This window comes from Sphaerisporangium rufum (assembly GCF_016863395.1).
Lineage (GTDB): Bacteria > Actinomycetota > Actinomycetes > Streptosporangiales > Streptosporangiaceae > Sphaerisporangium > Sphaerisporangium rufum.
The window spans coordinates 25,246-41,642 of the sequence record NZ_BOOU01000029.1 but is presented as its reverse complement, the minus strand read 5'-3'; the positions used below and the strand labels follow the sequence as shown (position 1 = coordinate 41,642).

Here is a 16,397-nt window from a genome sequence, read left to right as displayed (position 1 = left end):
GCGGAGCCGGCCCGCGGGCGGCCCCCGCCTCCCGGCGGATCAGCGCTCGTCGCTCCGGCGGCGCCAGCGCTCCTCCATGCGTTCCATGAACGACTGGCGGTTGGCCGGCCGGCGCCGCTCCGGCGGCCCGGCCGCCCCTGGCTTGGCCTCGCTCCCGAAGCCGTTCATGCGTTTCCAGCTCGACAGGCCCCACAGGCACGCGGCCAGCATGACCACGAAGCCTCCGGCGCCGAGCCAGGTCCGCTGGGCGACGACGCCCACCATCAGCAGGACCACGCCGAGAACGAAACCGATGGACGCTTTCACCAGACGGCGGCGGTAGTGAGCGCGCGGATCACTGGTGCGCACGGTGTTGGCCCACTTCGGGTCCTCGGCGTAGAGGGCCTGCTCGATCTGGTCGAGCAAGCGCTGCTCGTGTTCAGAGAGCGGCACGGCGCCTCCCAAGGACGGCCCCTTTACGGGGAAAACGGCAACGGGCACCCCAGGGTGTCCGGACCTCGCGGTCGGTTATCCCCAGAATACGAGGCTGTAGACGTAGGCGAAAGAAAACGTCCAACGTGGACCAAACCGGAGGTGACGTCATACATCCATTCCATCAAACGGAGGCCGGACTAGCGAGGCGGGGCGGACGGTCTCGGGACCGAATCTGCGGGCGGCCCGGTCCATGGCGAGCTCGGCCTCCCGCCAGCCGGTCTCCCGGTCGCCGAGGCCGAGCTGGCGGGTCGCGGTGCCGGCCGGGCGGAGGTTCTCCACCCGGACGCCCACCAGCCGAAGCCGCACCCGCTCCAGCCCGGCGGCGCGGTACAGCTCGCGTGCGGTGGCGTGGATCTCCTTGGCCACATCGGTCGCCTCGCGCAGCGTGCGCGACCGGGTGATCGTCGTGAAGTCGGCGCGGCGGAGCTTCACGCTGACGGTCCGGCCGACGTGCCCGCCGGCCCGCAGCCGGGCGGCGACCCGCTCCGACAACCGCAGCAGCTCGCGGCCGATGACCTCCGGATCGTCCACGTCGCGGGCGAAGGTCTCCTCGGCGCCGATGCTCTTGTCGGGGATGTGCGGCGTGACGCGGCGCTCGTCGCGGCCCCAGGCCAGCGCGGCCAGGTGCGCGCCCGCCGCACCGAACTCGCGGCGCAGCGTCGCCTCCGGCACCTGGGCGAGGTCGCCGACGGTCTTGATGCCGAGCCGCACCAGGGCCTCCTCGGTGCGCTCGCCGACCCCCCACAGCGCGGCGACCGGCAGCGGGTGCAGGAACTCCACCACCCCGCCGGCCGGGACCACCAGCAGCCCGTCGGGCTTGCACTGCGCCGAGGCCAGCTTGGCGACGAACTTGCTGCTCGCCACCCCCACCGAGCAGGTGATGCCGTGCCGGTCGGCGACCTCCGCGCGGATCATGGCGGCGATCTCGGCCGGCCGGCCGAGCCGGCGCCGGGCCCCGCCGACGTCCAGGAACGCCTCGTCGGTGGAGATGGGCTCCACCTCGGGGGTGATCGAGCGGAAGATCTCCATCACGCTCCGGGAGACCGCGGAGTACTTGCCGTGGCCGGGCGGGATGATCACCGCCTGCGGGCAGAGCCGGCGGGCACGGGTCATCGGCATCGCCGAGTGGACGCCGTGGCGGCGCGCCTCGTAGGTGGCGCTGAGCACCACCCCACGCGCGCCGGCCGCGCCGACGATCACCGGGGTGCCGCGCAGCTCCGGGCGCTCCAGCAGCTCGACACTGGCGAAGAACGCGTCCATGTCGACATGCAGGATGGGACAGCCGGTGTCGTCGGCCGGCACGGCGCCGCCGGCCGGACGCTCCGGCCGCGGCCGCATGACCTGCTTGCGGGACACGGTTCGATCCTAGCCGAACATCCGTTCTACCAGGAGGGGGCACGGTCAGCGATGGCCGAGCAGGTGCAGCTGGGTCGCGATCTCCCGTAGCACCGGGTGGTCGGCGGCGGCCTGCTCCAGCGCGACCAGCGCCCGCGCCGCGCCGGGCTCGCCGTCCAGTACCCGGCCGGGCACCAGGTCGGCGAAGACCCGGACCCCCTTGACCTCTCCCGGGGTGAGCCCGGCGGCCGACAGCAGCCCGGCCAGCGCCGTGGCACCGAACCGGCGCGGCGCCGGGTCCTGCTCGCCCCACCGCCCGGCCGGGTCGGCCAGCACCGCCCGCGCCTCGTCGAAATGGCCGGCCAGCGAGCGGTGGATGGCCGTGGCGACCGGGTTGGCGGTCAGCACGCTGACCGCGCCGCCGGGGCGCAGCAGCCCGGCCACCGCCGCCAGGGCGCGCGCCGGGTCCTCCACGTACTCGAGGACGCTGTGGCACAGCACCAGGTCGGCGCAGCCCGGCTCCAGCAGGTCGCGCAGGTCGGCGGCGTCGCCCTGGATGCCCTTGACGGCCACGCCGGACTCGGCGGCCCGCCGCTCCAGCGCGGCCAGCGAGTCCGGGCTCGGGTCGACCACGGTGACCTGGTGGCCGAGCTCGGCCAGCGGCACGGCGAACCCGCCGGTGCCGCCGCCGGCGTCCACGATGTCGAGCCGCTCGCGGCCGGTGGCGGACGCCTGCCCGGCCAGCGCGTCCCGCAGGGCGTCCCACACGACGGCGGTACGCACCGCCGGGGAGGTGGCCGCCTGCCGGGCGGCGCCTTCGGTGCGCAACTTCAGCTCGCCTCCTTGGAGAAGTCCGGTCGGCCCCAGCCTACGCCGCGCCGGGCGCCCGGCCGCGCCCGAGCCGCCACCGGACCCGCCCTACAGCGCCAGCGACGGCTTGAGCTGCCGGAAACGGGCCAGCAGCCCGTTGACGAACTGGGGTGACTCGTCGGTGGACAGCTCCGACGCCAGGTGCACCCACTCGCTGATCACCACCGCCTCCGGCACGTCCGGCATCCACAGCAGCTCGTAGGTGCCGGCCCGCAGCAGGTTGCGGTCGACGGCGGGCATCCGGTCCAGCGTCCAGCCCTCGGCGTAGGTCGAGATCAGCTCGTCGATCCGCGGCCGGTGCCGGTTCACCCCTTCGACCAGGGTGGCGGTGTACTCGTTGACCGGCGGCTCCGCCCGCTCGACCCGCTCGGCCAGCACGTCGGTGGCCACCCGGTCGCGCAGCTCGGCCTCGAACAGGATGTCCAGTGCGCGGCGGCGCGCCTTTCCCCGCGCGGACACTCAGGCCCGGCCGAGGTACTCGCCACTGCGAGTGTCGACCTTGACCTTCTCGCCGGTGGTGATGAACAGCGGCACCTTGATCTCGGCGCCGGTCTCCAGGGTGGCGGGCTTGGTGCCGCCGGTGGAGCGGTCGCCCTGCAGACCGGGCTCGGTCTGCTCGACCGTCAGCTCGACGGCGGCCGGCAGCTCGACGTACAGCACGTTGCCCTCGTTCACCGCCACCGTGGCCAGGGTGTTCTCCAGCAGGTAGTTGGCGGCGTCGCCGACCGTCGCCCGCGACACGTGCAGCATGTCGTAGGTCTCGGTGTCCATGAACACGTAGTCGTCGCCGTCCAGGTACGAGTACTGCATCTCGCGCTTGTCGACGTTGGCCACGTCGACCTTGACGCCCGCGTTGAAGGTCTTGTCGACGACCTTGCCGGACAGCACGTTCTTCAGCTTGGTGCGGACGAAGGCTCCGCCCTTACCAGGCTTGACGTGCTGGAACTCCACCACGCTCCAGAGCTCACCGCCGTCGAGCTTGAGCACCAGGCCGGTCTTGAGGTCGTTGGTCGTCGCCACTCGTGTTCTCCCGCGTCTTCATGGTCGCGCTCGCTGGGCCGCCGCCTGCGCTGTCACAGGATCAGCAGTTCCTTGGTCGTGCAGGTGAGGAGTTCCGGCCCGCCGGCGCGCGTCACCAGAGTGTCCTCGATCCGGACACCGCCCCTGCCTGGCAGGTAGACGCCGGGCTCGACGGTGATCGGAACCCGATCGTCAAGTCTACCGGCACCGGCGCGACGCAGGAACGGGTCCTCGTGGATCTCCAGGCCGACGCCGTGGCCGAGGCCGTGCTCGAAATGATCGGCGTGCCCGGCCGCGGCGATGACGTCGCGCGCGGCGGCGTCCACCTCGGCCGTGGCGGCGCCCACCGCCACGGCACGCCGGCCGGCCCGCTGGGCCGCGCGCACCAGCTCGTACAGCTCGCGCTGCCACCCGGCCGGGGCGCCCACGGCGACCGTCCGCGTCATGTCGGCGTGATAGCCGCCGTACAGCGCGCCGAAGTCCATGGTGACCAGGTCGCCGCGCTCGATCGGGCGGTCGCCCGGCGTATGGTGCGGGATCGCGCCGTTCGGGCCGCCGGCGACGATCGAGGGGAAGGCCGGCCGGTCGGCGCCGGCCTCGACCATCCGCGTCTCCAGCGCCCGCGCCAGCTCCCGCTCGGTCATGCCGGGGGCGATCCGCGGCACCACCTCGGCGAAGGCGAGGTCGGTCAGCCGGCAGGCCTCGCGCAGCGCGTCGATCTCCGGCTCGTCCTTGACCACCCGCAGCCGCTCCACCAGGCCTTCCAGCGGGACCGGCTCGCCCGGCAGCCGCCGGTAGGCCGCCACCGACATGTCGTGGGCCTCGATGGCCGGCCGGTCGGCCAGGCCCACCAGCGCGCCGGCCACGTCCCGCGCCTCGACGATCTCCACCTCGGCGCAGTCGCGGCGGGCCGCCGCAAGGTAGCGCGAGTCGGTGGCGAGCACGGCCGACGCGTCGGCCCGGACGAGCAGGGCGGCGTTGGTGCTTGCGAGCCCGGTCAGGTAGCGCACGTTGACGCCCCGGGTCACCAGCAGGGCGCCGGCATCGTGCTCGGCCAGCAGCGCGGCCAGCCGGGCGCGGCGCTCGGGGTGATTGACGGTCATGTGCCGACTGTACGACTTCACCGGCATCCGCCGGACCCGCCGGACCCGCCGGACCATCGGGCACCTGGGGCCGCCCTGCCACCGGCCGCCTTCCGGAGCCGAGGTCAGGACGGCGTGGTGAACAGGTCGTCGGCCGAGGTGACGGCGGCCGCCCGCAGCACCCACTCGTCCAACTGGGCCAGGTCGGCGCAGGAGGAGATCCGCTCCCGGACGGCGTCGGACACCGCCACTCCCCTGGCCTGTAGGAGCATCAACACGGCCCGCGCCTCTCCCCGCGCCTCTCCCCGCGCCTCTCCTTCGGCGAGACCTTTGCCGTAGTGGCGGCGGGCGAACGGGCTGTAGACCGGCCAGGTGGCGGATTCCATGATCTTCTCCATCATCTGTCGGGCGGCCTGGGCGGCCAATCGGTATGCGTATTCATAGTAATGCGGAGCGTGATCGACGGGCAGGTGGCTCAGCGCGGCCATGAACGCCTCCACGACCGGCTGCTGCTCGCCGTGGGTCATCACCGACAGCGCGGCCAACTCCGGATGCCGGGACGCCTCGCCCGGGTCGGTGATCACCGGGATCTGGCCGGGGCCCAGCACGTGGCAGCCGAGCACGTAGCCGGCCAGGCTGGTCACGATCGGCACGGCCGCCCAGTCGGCGACCTTGGGCTGCGGGCAGATCACCAGCACGGTGACCGGGCAGTCGAGCTGCAGCCACAGCGCGGCGGCGTAGCGGGGCAGCGCCCGGCGTTTGGAATCCGCCTCACGCTGCTGGATCTCGACGACGACGGCGTGGACAGGGTGATGCCGGGGCCCCACCGTGATCACCGTGTCGGGATACAGGTCGGACGAAGGCCGGTCCTTGAGATCGTTTCCGGCGAGCTGTACCGGCAGACCGGCCGGAAGCTCGACACCCAGCCGGTCGCGCAGGATCTCCACGGCGAACTCGGGCCGGTCCCGGAACAGCAGATTCAACGTGTCATGCAGGGGGGAGGGCATGTCACTGCACGCTACCGCATGAACGCGTAACGTGATGAATTTTCGGATGGGCCGGTGTCCAGCCGGGTGCCGGTGGACGGGGCGCGGCACCGGCGGGCCCGGAAGGCGGCCGGCCGGGGACCGGTCCAGCCCCGGCCGGGCGGCGGGCGGGATCCGTCAGGATGCCAGGTTCTTGATCTTCTCGATGAGGGCGAGGCGGTCGCGGTGGGTGCCGGCCATCGGGGTGACGTTCAGGGTGGTGACCCCGGACTCGCGCAGCGCGGCCAGCCGCTCGCGGACGAAGCCCTCGCTGCCGATCAGCGCCGTCTTCTCGATCAGCTCCAGCGGCACTTGGGCGGCGGCCTCGTCCTTGCGGCCGGCCAGGTAGAGGTCCTGGATCAGCTCGGCCTCCTTCTCGTAGCCGTAGCGCCGGGCCAGGTCGTTGTAGAAGTTGCGGCCCTTGGCGCCCATGCCGCCGATGTACAGCGCGGCCATCGGCCGGCCGAACTCCAGCAGGCCGGAGACGTCGTCGCCGATCGCCAGCGGAGCCTGGGCGATCACGTCCAGCTCGCCGAGCTCCGTGTCGCGCCGGGCGCGGCCGGCGGCCAGCGCGCCGCCCCACACGTCGGCGGCCTTCTCCGGCACGTAGAAGATGGGCTCCCATCCCTCCGCCAGCTCGGCGGCGAGCTCGACGTTCTTCGGCCCGATCGCCGCGACCACGATCGGGATGCGGGGGCGCACCGGGTGGTTGATCAGCTTGAGCGGTTTGCCGAGCCCGGTGCCCTGCCCCTCCGGCAGCGGCATCGTGTAATGGCGCCCCTGGTGTTCCAGCTTCTCCCGCCGCCACACCTTGCGGCAGATCTCGATCACCTCGCGGGTGCGGCCGAGCGGCGCGGTGTACGGCACGCCGTGGAAGCCCTCGATCACCTGCGGGCCGGAGGCGCCGATGCCGAGCGTGAAACGGCCGTCGGAGACGTAGTCCAGCCCGGCGGCGGTCATGGCGAGCAGCGCGGGCGTGCGCGAGTAGATCGGCAGGATGCCGGAGGCGATCTGCAGCCGCTCGGTCCGGGCGGCGATGTAGCCCATCTGGCTGACCGCGTCGAAGCTGTAGGCCTCGGCGACGAAGACGATGTCCAGCCCGGCGCGCTCGTAGTCGGCGAGCTCGGCCACGGTCTCCTTGAAGCCCCCGGCGTAGTTGAGTGCCATCCCGATGCGCATTGCCGCGTCCTTCCGTCAGGAACCGAATGTTGTTCCAGTAGCGTGCCCGGCAAGGCTACCGATCGCCCGCCCGCCGGTCGACCTCGCCCCGCCCCTGGTGGGCGCCGGGCTCCCCTACCCGGGCCGACAGCCGGCCGAGATCCTCAGGGGTGTCGATGTCGGCCGGGTCGCCGGCGTCGTCGCAGTTCACCAGGGTGACCAGTTCGGGATGGGCGCGCAGGAACGGCCGGGCGCCCGCGTCCCCGGTCGCCGCCCGGGCGACGGCCGCGACATGCTCGCGGGCGACCAGCACCGGGTTGCGCGGCGCGCCGCCGTAGGCCGCCACCGCGATCGCGGCGCCGCCGTGCCAGGCGGCGACCAGCCGGCGGACCGCCTCGGCGCCGACCAGCGGCTGGTCGGCCAGCGCGATCACCACGGCTCCGGCCGCCGGCGGCAGCGCGGCCAGGCCCGCGCGCAGCGACGAGCCCATGCCGGTCGCCCAGTCCGGGTTGCGCACGGTGAGTGCGCCGGGCACTTCCAGGACGGCGGCGCCGACCACGACCAGGACGGGCGCGCAGCCCCCTTCCCGCAGCAGCCGGGCACCCCGGTCGGCCAATCGCTCGCCGGCGAACCGGACGGCCGCCTTGGGGGTGCCGAGCCGGGTGCCGGCCCCGGCGGCCAGCAGCAGCCCCGCGCACCCGGTCGCACCGCCCGGGTCTCCCGGTGCCGGGTCGCCGGCGGGCCGGTGCCGCCTGGCCGGGCCGGACGCGGCCGGGCTCACGCCCGGCCCGCCGGCCCGTTCCCGGCGACGTCACCGCGCGACCGGTCCACGCCGGTGGCATCGCCCTCCGGCCGGACCGGGCCGGCGGCGTCGTCGTCCGCCTGCCGGTCCGCGCCGGGGACCCGGGCCGGTGCGGCGCCGGCCGGGCCGTGGATGCGGCCGGTGGTGTCGCGCAGCGCGCGGCCCGAGCCGCCCCAGCGCAGCTGGACCAGCTCGGCCGCGATCGACACCGCCGTCTCCTCCGGGGTGCGGGCGCCCAGGTCCAGGCCGATGGGCGAGCGCAACCGGCCGAGCTCCTCCTCGGTCAGCCCGGCCTCCCGCAACCGGGCCAGCCGGTCGGCGTGCGTGCGGCGCGAGCCCATGGCACCGACGTAACCGGCGGGCGTGCGCAGCGCCACCTCCAGCAGCGGCACGTCGAACTTCGGGTCGTGGGTGAGCACGCAGACGACCGTCCGCTCGTCGACCTCGGCGGTGGCCAGGTAGTCGTGCGGCCACTTCACCACGACCTCGTCGGCGTCGGGGAAGCGCTTGGGCGTGGCGAAGACCGGCCGCGCGTCGCACACCACCACGTGGTAGCCGAGGAACCGCCCGATCCTGGCCACCGCGGCGGCGAAGTCGATCGCGCCGAACACCAGCATGCGCGGCGGCGGGGCGAAGGACTGGACGAACACCGCCAGGTCGTCCCGGCGCCGCTCGCCTCGCGGGCCGTACCTGCGCACGCCGGTCGTGCCCTGGGCCAGCATGCCGCGCGCGTCGTCGTCGACCGCGGCGTCCAGCCGCGCGGGGCCCAGGGTGCCCGCCGCGCGGCCGGGCCAGATCACCCGCCGGGCCCCGGTCCGTCCCGGGCCGGACAGTACGGTGGCCACGGCGACCGGCTCGCGCCCGCGGATCGAGGCGGCGACGTCGCCCAGCCATGGGAACGTCTCGCGCGACACCGGCTCGACGAACACGTCGATGATGCCCCCGCAGGTTAGTCCGACGCTGAACGCGTCGTCGTCGCTGACCCCGTACCTCTGCAGCACCGGGCGGCCGTCGGTGACCACCTGGCGGGCCAGCTCGTAGACCGCGCCCTCCACGCAGCCGCCCGACACGCTGCCGGTCGCCTCCTCGCCGCGCACCGCCATGGCGGCGCCGGGCGGGCGCGGCGCGCTGCGGAAGGTCTCCACCACGGTGGCCAGGGCGAAGTCCTCCCCCGCGGCCCACCAGCGTTCGATCTGCGACAGCACGTCACGCATGGGAAAGCCTCCCGGCGAGCTCCTCGAAGGCGGCCAGGCTGTGCCCGGCGACCAGCGCCTGGCAGTACGGCAGCGCCGCCCGCATGCCGCCGGTCAGCGGCCGGTAGCCTTCCTGGCCCTTGTGCGGGTTGACCCAGATCACCCGGCGGGCGAGCCGGGACAGCCGGGCCATCTGCCGGCCGAGCAGCGCCGGGTCGCCGCGCTCCCAGCCGTCGGAGGCGATGACCACGACGGCGCCCCGGGCGCCCGGCCCCCGGTCCAGGAACGCCTTCAGCTCCTCGCCGAGGCGGGTGCCGCCGCTCCAGTCGGGGATGGCCGCCGACACCTCGCGCATGGCACGGCCCGGGTCGCGGTGGCGCAGCCCGGGGGTGATCCGGGTGAGCCGGGTGCCGACGCTGAACACCTCGGTGGCGCGCGGCTCGGCGCGGACCAGGGCGTGGGCGAAGCGCAGCAGCGTGTCGGCGTAAGGGGCCATCGAGCCGCTCACGTCGACCAGCATCACGACGCGGCGCGGCCGGGTGCGGGGGGCGCGGCGGCGCAGCCGGTCCGGCTCGCCGCCCCGGCGCAGCGCCTCCCGGACCGTGCGGCGGGCGTCCGGCCTGCCCGCCCGGGCCGGGGTGAGCCGCCGGGAGCGGCGCCGCTCCCGGCGCGCGTGCAGGAGCGCGAGCATGCGGTGCACCTCGGCCAGTTCGGCGGGGGTGAGCCGGGCCACGTCCCGGTGGCGCAGCGTCTCGGCGCGGCTCGCCGTCGCGGCGGCGGTGCGGTCCTCGGCCTCGTCCGGCGGCGCGCCGTGACCGCTCGGCGGGGCCAGGGTGTGCCGGATGACGGTGACCGCCGGCTGCGCGGGGCGGCCCGGGCGGGGGCGCTCGCCGCCGAAGTAGGCGGTGAAGCAGCGGTCGTAGCGCGGCAGGTCCTCCGGCCGGGCGCACAGGGTGAGCCGGCCGGCCCAGTAGACGGCCATGCGCTCGCCGGCGCCCAGCTGCGCGCAGGCGCGCAGGAAGGCGGCGGCCCGTTCCTGGTCGGCGGCGACCCCGGCGGCGCGCAACGTGCCGGCGAAGCCGGCCAGCGTCGCGATCACCCGCTCCGCCGCCGGGACACCCGGCTCCGGGCCGGCCGGGCCGGCCGGCCCGGACGTCCCCGCCGGACGACCCGGCACCTGCGCGCCCGCCGGAACCGTCTCCCGGCCCGGGGCTCCGGCGCCACCTGGCCGGCCGGTGGCCTCCGGCCGCTCCGGGCCGGCGAAGCGGCGCGGGCCGGGCGACCCGGTGAGGTCAGGCATGGCCGAGTACCCCGTCCCGCAGCGCGGCCTCCTGGTCCTCCCGGTACTTCAGCACCGCGCCGAGGGTGGCGGCGGCCAGCCCGGGGTCCAGGTCGTGGGCGCCGAGGGTGAGCAGGGCCTCCGCCCAGTCGAGGGTCTCGGCGACGCCCGGCGGTTTGACCAGGCCGGCCGCGCGCAACCGCCCCGCGGCCGCGGCGACCTGGGCGGCGAGCGTTTCGGTGCAGGCGGGCAGCCGGGCCCGCAGGATGGCGACCTCGCGGTCGAACGCCGGATGTTCCAGCCAGTGGTAGAGGCACCGGCGCTTGAGCGCGTCGTGCACGTCGCGGGTGCGGTTGGAGGTGACGACCACCACCGGCGGCGTCCGGGCGCTGATGGTGCCGAGTTCGGGCACGGTGATGGTGAAGTCGGAGAGCACCTCCAGCAGGAAGGCCTCGAACTCGTCGTCGGCCCGGTCGACCTCGTCGACGAGCAGCACGCTCGGCCAGGTCTCCAGGGCGCGCAGCAGCGGGCGGGCGATCAGGAACCGCCGGTCGTACAGCTCGCCCTCCAGCCGGGCCGCCTCGGTGGCGCCGGTGGCGCCGGTCGCCTCGGCGGCCTTCAGGTGCAGCAGCTGCCGGGCGAAGTCCCAGTCGTAGAGCGCCTGGGCGGCGTCCAGGCCCTCGTAGCACTGCAGGCGGATCAGCGGGGCGCCGAGCACGGCGGCGAGGGTCTTGGCCAGCTCGGTCTTGCCGACGCCGGCCTCGCCCTCCAGGAACAGCGGCCGGCCCATCCGCAGCGCCAGGAAGCACGCGGTCGCCAGCCCCTCGTCGGCGAGGTAGGCGTGCTCGCCCAGCAGCTCGGCCAGCCTGGCCGGTGATTCGATATCGGACGCCCGGATCGCCTCGCGCACCTTTCACAGCGTACGCGCCGCCGCCCGGCACTCCCCGCGGGAACCCGCGCAACGGGGCCGGCGGGCGGTCCGCGGATCCGGTGGCCGCGTCCGCGGGCCGCCGGGCGGCCGGTGCCAGGAGCCGGCGGGGTCAGGTCCCCGCGGAGCCGAAGGCGTACTTGAGCGGCGGCAGCACCGAACGGGCGTCCACGCCGCGGAACCAGAGTCCGACCATGAAGACCATGGTCGCCTCCAGGGCGCCGGCCCGGACCAGTCCACCGCCGTCGACGGGGACGCAGCCGAGGTCGCCGACCAGCCCGCCGACGGTCTCCAGCGCTCCCGGGTCGTCGCCGCACAGCGGGACCAGGAGCGGCTCGCCGTCGAAGGCCGGCGGCGTCATGCGCCACACGGCCTCGTGGCAGAGGTTGAACGCCTTGACCACGTGCGCGCCGGGTGCCGCCGCCGCGACCCGCTCGGCCATCGACGGGCCGCCGGCCGTGGCGGGCACCATGCGCTCGTGGTCGACGGCGTTCGTGCAGTCGATGAGCGGGCGCCCGGCCAGCGCGCCGCCTCCGGCCCCCGCCGCGGCGAGCACCTCCTCGGCGGCGGCGGCCGGCACCGCCAGCAACACGACCTCGCCGTGCCCGGCCGCCTGCGCGAGGGTGCCCGACCGGGCGCCGGGACCGAGCCGCGCGGCCAGCGCCGCCGCCTTCCCCGGGTCGCGCCCGCCGACCATCACCTCATGCCCGGCCCGGGCCCACCCGGCGCCGAGACCGCCGGCCATGCCACCCGCGCCAAGGATGCCGATGCGCATCCGTCCTCCTTCTGGTCGGTTAGGTTCACCTAGAAGGTAGGGATCGCGATGGGCACCATCCGGTGCCCATCGCGCGTGCCACCCTGGAGGTGCCGTGGCCGATCACCGTCCCGCGGATCAGGTGTTCCTCGCCGACTGCCAGGCGAGGCTGGCGTTCGACCTGATCGGCAACACCTGGAACGCCGTCCTGCTGTGGGCGTTGCGGGAAGGGCCGTGCCGCCCGGTCGAGCTGCGCGGGCGGATCGGCGGCATCAGCCCGAAGGTGCTCACCGAGACGCTGCGCCGGCTGGAGTACAACGGCCTGGTGACCCGGCGGACCTACGCGGAGGCGCCACCGCGGGTGGAGTACGGCCTCAGCCCGCTCGGCCGGTCCATGCTCGGGCCGATCGAGGCGTTCGGCGAATGGGCCTTCCAGCACGCCGACGCCGTCATGGCGGCGCAGGAGCGCGCCGAGGCGGGGGCGGCCGAGGACCGGGCGGCGCGGGCCGCGCCGCCCGGCTCCGGGACGCGGCGCTAGGGGCGGTCGGCGGCCTCGCCGTGGGCGCGGATGAGGGAGCGCAGCTCGGTGACGGCCTGGCGGGAGCGGCTCTTCTCGGTGCCCTGGATGCCCATGGCGCCGACGCTGGAGCCGTCGGCGAGGTCGAGCCGCGGCCACGGCTCCCCTTCGGGAAGGCTGACGCCGAGGACCTCCGGCCAGGTGTAGCGGTGCACGCGCAGCGCGTTGACCACCGTGACGCCGCGCTCGTCGGCCTCCACCCGCAGCCGGCCCAGCAGGTGCAGGACGAACGCCACCAGGCAGCCGAACAGCACCACGCCGATCTTGTCGGGCAGCCGGAACGGGGGCGGCAGCACCACGGCGAGCACGATCGCGCCGGCCACCATGACCGTGGCGAAGCCGTAGGCCAGCATGCGGGCGCGGCGCGGGCGCCAGGTCACCGGCAGCGCGGGCGGGCGGTCAGCCACGGCGCCCGCCCGCGGCGGACCGGTGATCGGGCGGGCACGGCACGGTCGTCACTCCTTGTCGTCACTCCTTGAGGTCGCGCAGGGCGAGGGCGGTCGACAGCGCCGCCACCGTCGCCTCGTACCCCTTGTCCTCGTGGCCGCCGGGCAGTCCGGACCGGTCGACGGCCTGCTCCAGGGTTTCACATGTGAGCACCCCGTTGCCCACCGGCGTCGACTCGTCCAGGGACACGCGGGTCAGCCCGGATGTGACCGAGTCGCAGACGTACTGGAAGTGGGCGGTCTCCCCGCGGACGACCACGCCGAGCGCGACCACCGCGTCGTGCCGCCGGGCCAGCGCCTGGGCGACGACCGGGATCTCCAGCGAGCCCGCCACCCGGACGGTGACGAAGGACGCGCCGCAGTCGCCGGCGGCCTGCTCGGCCCGGCGGGCCAGCCGGTCGGTCAGGTCGCGGTGCCAGGTGGCGGCGACGATGCCGACGGTCAGCCCGGCGGCGTCCACCCGGCCGGCGCCGGGGCGCCCGCCGCCGCTCACCGGCCCGCCCGCCGCGGGCCGGCGGCGCCGGACGGCCTCGGACATGTCATGGCGTCTCCTCGCGTGTGACGGTGCCCCGGCCGGGGCTTCAGTGGACGACCTCGATCTGGTGGCCGAGCCGGTCGCGCTTGGCCGCCAGATATCTCATGTTGTGCTCGTTGGCGGCCACCGGCATCGGCTCGCGGCCGAGCACCTTGATGCCGTAGCCGTCCAGCCCGCGCAGCTTGGCGGGGTTGTTGGTCAGCAGCCGCACCGACCGGACGCCGAGGTCGGCCAGCATCTGGCCGGCGTTGGAGAACTCGCGCGCGTCCACCGGCAGGCCGAGCTCCAGGTTGGCGTCCACGGTGTCGCTGCCGTGGTCCTGCAGGTGGTAGGCGCGCAGCTTGGCCAGCAGCCCGATGCCGCGCCCCTCGTGGCCGCGCAGGTAGACGATCACACCGCGCCCGGCGGCGGCCACCGCGCGCATCGCGTGGTCGAGCTGCGTGCCGCAGTCGCAGCGCAGCGAGCCGAGCACGTCGCCGGTCAGGCACTCCGAGTGCACCCGGGTCAGCACGTCCTCGCCGTCGCCGAGGTCGCCGTACACCAGGGCCAGGTGTTCGCCGCCGTCGATGCCGCCGGCGAACCCGTAGGCGCGCCACACGCCGTAGCGGTTGGGGATCTCGGTGACCGCGACCCGCATGACCGTGCGCTCGGTGCGCCGCCGGTGGTCGACCAGCTGCTCGATGGTGATGAGCGCCAGGTCGTGCTCGTCGCAGAACGCGCGCAGTTCGGGCAGCCGGGCCATGGTGCCGTCGTCGTTGACGACCTCGGCCAGCACCCCGGCCGGGGTGAGCCCGGCCAGCCGGGCCAGGTCGATGGCGGCCTCGGTGTGACCGCGCCGGGCCAGCACGCCGCCCTCCTCGTAGCGCAGCGGGAAGACGTGGCCGGGCCGGACCAGCTCGTAGGGCTCGGTGGCCGAGTCGGCGAGCGTGCGGATGGTCCTGGCCCGGTCGGCGGCGGAGATGCCCGTGGTGACGCCGTCGCGCGCGTCGACGCTGATGGTGTAGGCGGTGCGCAGCCGCTCGCGGTTCTGGTGCACCATCAGCGGCAGGCCGAGGCGGTCCAGGTCCGCGCCGAGCATCGGCACGCAGATCACGCCGCTGGTGTGGCGGATCGTGAACGCGAGCAGTTCGGGGGTGGCCCGGCTCGCGGCGAAGATGATGTCGCCCTCGTTCTCCCGGTTCTCGTCGTCGACGACCACGACGGGCCGGCCTGCCTTGATGTCGGCGATCGCCCGTTCCACCGGGTCGAACGCGATACCGCTCATGCGGTGGCCACCTCCAGCCGGCGGCGGGCGTACTGCCGCCGCCATTCCCTGATGCCGAGTAGGACCATGACGAAGAAGATGCCGTACACCACGCCGGACACCACCAGCCCGGAGGCGAACGCCAGCGGGACGCCCACCAGGTCGACGGCGATCCAGATCCACCAGAAGTCGATGAGCGCCCGCCCCTGGGCGTAGGTGGCGATGGCGCTGCCGACGAAGATGTAGGCGTCCGGCAGCGGGGCCCAGGACCAGCCGGTCGCATTGAAGAAAAGGGCGACCAGCGCGGTGGCGGCCGCCATGACCGCGACCAGCGCCAGGCGCTCGCGGGCGGTGCCCGGGCGCACCTCGATGGCCTGCCCGGCGCGGGCGCCGCGCGCCCAACGGACCCAGCCGTAGACCGCGAGCACCCCGAACATCGCCTGCTTGAGGGCGTTGCCGGTGATGTGGGCCTGCACCGAGGCGACGAACAGCAGCACCGAGCCGGCCAGCTGCACCGGCCAGGTCCAGATGGTGCGCCGCACCGCCAGCCAGACGGTGGCCAGGGCGCAGATGTTGCCGACCAGGTCGATCCACAGCACGTGCTGGCCGAGCAGGGTGAAACCGGCCTGGGTCCAGTTCACGAGGCCACCTCGCGGACGTGCCCGGTGACCAGCTTCTCCACGTACTTGGCGATCACGTCGACCTCGAGGTTCACCGGGTCGCCGGGACGCCGCAGGCCGAGGGTGGTGAGGGCGAGGGTGGTGGGGATGAGGCTGACCGCGAACTCGCCGGCGCCGGCGCTCACCACGGTGAGGCTGACGCCGTCGACGGCGATGGAGCCCTTCTCGACCACGTAGCGGTCCAGGGCGGCGGGTAGCGAGATCCGGACGAGCTCCCAGTGCTCGGCGGGCTCGCGGGCGAGCACGGTGCCGGTGCCGTCGACGTGGCCCTGGACGATGTGGCCGCCGAGCCGCTGGTCGGCGCGGACGGCGCGCTCGAGGTTGACCCGGGAGCCGGGGACCAGGGAGCCGAGGGCGCTGCGGTCGAGGGTCTCCTTCATCACGTCGGTGGTGAAGGAGTCGTGGCCGGTGGTGACGACGGTCAGGCAGACGCCGTTGACGGCGATCGAGTCGCCGTGGCGGGCGCCGGGAGTGACGGCCGGGCCGCGCACGGTGAGCCGCGCCGCGCCGGGCAGCGGCTCCACCGCGGCGATCTCGCCGAGTTCCTCAACGATTCCGGTGAACATCAACGCTCCTTGTGCTGCGGCGTGCCGCGGGCGCGGGGAGGCCGGGCCGGCCGGGGGCGGCGGGCGCGGCGACGGCCCGTCCGGGGGCGCGCCGGGGCCCCGGCGCGGGCCGGGGCGTGGTGGAGCGGGCGGGAGGGGTCGCGCGGCAGGGCGCGGGACGGCACCGCGTGCTCGGCACGGTGCGCTCGGCTCGGTCCACCCGGCCCCTCCTGCTCGCCAGTAGCTCTGCTACGGCGGCTCCGGGGCGGTCGGGTGCGGCAACGCACCACGAGGCGCCCGGCACGGATGCCGGACGCGCGCGCGCTTCCTCCCATCCGGACTTTGACCGTCGGTCCCGGAGTTCCACCGGGTCAACCGGCCGATGGACTCGGCCGGGTCGCGGACTATCACCGCCGGTTCGGAATTTCACCGACCCCGGAGCACGCTGCTC

At 74.8% G+C, this 16,397-nt stretch carries 19 protein-coding genes and 1 riboswitch; of the genes, 1 reads left to right on the top strand and 18 read right to left on the bottom strand.

The features are described from left to right. Positions 1-39: 39 nt before the first annotated feature. The 13 genes from Sru01_RS09055 to Sru01_RS08995 all read right to left on the bottom strand — a co-directional run bounded on the left by Sru01_RS09055 (position 40) and on the right by Sru01_RS08995 (position 11,941). On the bottom strand, positions 40-432 hold the full coding sequence (locus Sru01_RS09055; RefSeq protein WP_203983446.1) for an SCO2097 family morphological protein: 393 nt from the start codon (positions 430-432) through the stop codon (positions 40-42). Positions 433-579: 147 nt separating this feature from the next. Then, positions 580-1,812 (bottom strand): DNA polymerase IV, encoded by a 1,233-nt coding sequence (locus tag Sru01_RS09050; protein WP_203983473.1) that lies wholly within the window; start codon positions 1,810-1,812, stop codon positions 580-582. A 63-nt stretch (positions 1,813-1,875) separates the two neighbouring features. Continuing rightward, positions 1,876-2,637 carry a class I SAM-dependent methyltransferase gene (locus tag Sru01_RS09045; RefSeq protein WP_203983445.1) on the bottom strand — a complete coding sequence of 254 codons (762 nt, stop codon included), beginning with the start codon at positions 2,635-2,637 and terminating at the stop codon, positions 1,876-1,878. A gap of 90 nt (positions 2,638-2,727) precedes the next feature. After that, the gene (gene nusB, locus Sru01_RS09040) at positions 2,728-3,138 is read right to left on the bottom strand and encodes a transcription antitermination factor NusB (protein ID WP_203983444.1); all 411 of its coding nucleotides are present in this window, start codon (positions 3,136-3,138) and stop codon (positions 2,728-2,730) included. Continuing rightward, on the bottom strand, positions 3,139-3,699 hold the full coding sequence (gene efp, locus Sru01_RS09035) for an elongation factor P (RefSeq protein WP_203983443.1): 561 nt from the start codon (positions 3,697-3,699) through the stop codon (positions 3,139-3,141). Positions 3,700-3,752: 53 nt separating this feature from the next. After that, positions 3,753-4,802, bottom strand: a complete 1,050-nt coding sequence (locus Sru01_RS09030) for a M24 family metallopeptidase (protein ID WP_203983442.1) — start codon at positions 4,800-4,802, stop codon at positions 3,753-3,755. A 104-nt stretch (positions 4,803-4,906) separates the two neighbouring features. Next, a complete protein-coding gene (locus tag Sru01_RS09025; RefSeq protein WP_239137168.1) occupies positions 4,907-5,788 on the bottom strand; it encodes a hypothetical protein in 882 nt (293 codons plus the stop codon). 156 nt (positions 5,789-5,944) lie between these two features. After that, positions 5,945-6,985 (bottom strand): LLM class F420-dependent oxidoreductase, encoded by a 1,041-nt coding sequence (locus Sru01_RS09020; protein ID WP_203983441.1) that lies wholly within the window; start codon positions 6,983-6,985, stop codon positions 5,945-5,947. A gap of 55 nt (positions 6,986-7,040) precedes the next feature. Continuing rightward, positions 7,041-7,652, bottom strand: coding sequence for a nucleotidyltransferase family protein (locus tag Sru01_RS09015; protein WP_239137178.1), 612 nt, complete (start codon positions 7,650-7,652; stop codon positions 7,041-7,043). Between the two features lie 89 nt (positions 7,653-7,741). Further along, on the bottom strand, positions 7,742-8,980 hold the full coding sequence (locus tag Sru01_RS09010) for an XdhC family protein (RefSeq protein ID WP_203983439.1): 1,239 nt from the start codon (positions 8,978-8,980) through the stop codon (positions 7,742-7,744). Next, positions 8,973-10,259, bottom strand: coding sequence for a vWA domain-containing protein (locus Sru01_RS09005; protein ID WP_239137166.1), 1,287 nt, complete (start codon positions 10,257-10,259; stop codon positions 8,973-8,975). The genes Sru01_RS09010 and Sru01_RS09005 overlap by 8 nt, the downstream gene beginning before the upstream one ends. After that, positions 10,252-11,148, bottom strand: coding sequence for an AAA family ATPase (locus Sru01_RS09000; protein WP_239137164.1), 897 nt, complete (start codon positions 11,146-11,148; stop codon positions 10,252-10,254). The genes Sru01_RS09005 and Sru01_RS09000 overlap by 8 nt, the downstream gene beginning before the upstream one ends. A 130-nt stretch (positions 11,149-11,278) precedes the next feature. Then, complete coding sequence (locus tag Sru01_RS08995; RefSeq protein ID WP_203983438.1) at positions 11,279-11,941, bottom strand: NADPH-dependent F420 reductase; 663 nt, start codon at positions 11,939-11,941, stop codon at positions 11,279-11,281. Between the two features lie 94 nt (positions 11,942-12,035). On the opposite strand from Sru01_RS08995, the gene Sru01_RS08990 reads away from it, so the two are divergent. Next, positions 12,036-12,458, top strand: a complete 423-nt coding sequence (locus Sru01_RS08990; RefSeq protein WP_203983437.1) for a winged helix-turn-helix transcriptional regulator — start codon at positions 12,036-12,038, stop codon at positions 12,456-12,458. On the opposite strand, the gene Sru01_RS08985 is transcribed toward Sru01_RS08990, so the two are convergent. The 5 genes from Sru01_RS08985 to Sru01_RS08965 form a co-directional block, all read right to left on the bottom strand. Continuing rightward, positions 12,455-12,904 (bottom strand): PH domain-containing protein, encoded by a 450-nt coding sequence (locus tag Sru01_RS08985; protein WP_239137162.1) that lies wholly within the window; start codon positions 12,902-12,904, stop codon positions 12,455-12,457. The genes Sru01_RS08990 and Sru01_RS08985 overlap by 4 nt on opposite strands. Positions 12,905-12,965: 61 nt before the next feature. Further along, complete coding sequence (gene ribH / locus Sru01_RS08980) at positions 12,966-13,436, bottom strand: 6,7-dimethyl-8-ribityllumazine synthase (RefSeq protein ID WP_239137176.1); 471 nt, start codon at positions 13,434-13,436, stop codon at positions 12,966-12,968. A gap of 88 nt (positions 13,437-13,524) precedes the next feature. Continuing rightward, positions 13,525-14,742, bottom strand: a complete 1,218-nt coding sequence (locus Sru01_RS08975; RefSeq protein ID WP_203983435.1) for a bifunctional 3,4-dihydroxy-2-butanone-4-phosphate synthase/GTP cyclohydrolase II — start codon at positions 14,740-14,742, stop codon at positions 13,525-13,527. Further along, complete coding sequence (locus Sru01_RS08970; protein ID WP_203983434.1) at positions 14,739-15,362, bottom strand: nicotinamide mononucleotide transporter family protein; 624 nt, start codon at positions 15,360-15,362, stop codon at positions 14,739-14,741. The genes Sru01_RS08975 and Sru01_RS08970 overlap by 4 nt, the downstream gene beginning before the upstream one ends. Then, the gene (locus Sru01_RS08965; protein ID WP_203983433.1) at positions 15,359-15,967 is read right to left on the bottom strand and encodes a riboflavin synthase; all 609 of its coding nucleotides are present in this window, start codon (positions 15,965-15,967) and stop codon (positions 15,359-15,361) included. The genes Sru01_RS08970 and Sru01_RS08965 overlap by 4 nt, the downstream gene beginning before the upstream one ends. Positions 15,968-16,265: 298 nt before the next feature. Next, positions 16,266-16,394: riboswitch (FMN riboswitch) on the bottom strand. Between the last annotated feature and the right edge of the window lie 3 nt (positions 16,395-16,397).

What these genes read in the sequence shown, in the direction of transcription:
- Sru01_RS09050 (WP_203983473.1), bottom strand. Translation starts at nt 1,812, where the DNA reads ATGCGGCCGCGGCCGGAGCGTCCGGCCGGCGGCGCCGTGCCGGCCGAC.
- Sru01_RS09030 (WP_203983442.1), bottom strand. Translation starts at nt 4,802, where the DNA reads ATGACCGTCAATCACCCCGAGCGCCGCGCCCGGCTGGCCGCGCTGCTG.
- Sru01_RS09025 (WP_239137168.1), bottom strand. Translation starts at nt 5,788, where the DNA reads ATGCCCTCCCCCCTGCATGACACGTTGAATCTGCTGTTCCGGGACCGG.
- Sru01_RS09020 (WP_203983441.1), bottom strand. Translation starts at nt 6,985, where the DNA reads ATGCGCATCGGGATGGCACTCAACTACGCCGGGGGCTTCAAGGAGACC.
- Sru01_RS09010 (WP_203983439.1), bottom strand. Translation starts at nt 8,980, where the DNA reads ATGCGTGACGTGCTGTCGCAGATCGAACGCTGGTGGGCCGCGGGGGAG.
- Sru01_RS09005 (WP_239137166.1), bottom strand. Translation starts at nt 10,259, where the DNA reads ATGCCTGACCTCACCGGGTCGCCCGGCCCGCGCCGCTTCGCCGGCCCG.
- Sru01_RS08995 (WP_203983438.1), bottom strand. Translation starts at nt 11,941, where the DNA reads ATGCGCATCGGCATCCTTGGCGCGGGTGGCATGGCCGGCGGTCTCGGC.
- Sru01_RS08975 (WP_203983435.1), bottom strand. Translation starts at nt 14,742, where the DNA reads ATGAGCGGTATCGCGTTCGACCCGGTGGAACGGGCGATCGCCGACATC.
- Sru01_RS08965 (WP_203983433.1), bottom strand. Translation starts at nt 15,967, where the DNA reads ATGTTCACCGGAATCGTTGAGGAACTCGGCGAGATCGCCGCGGTGGAG.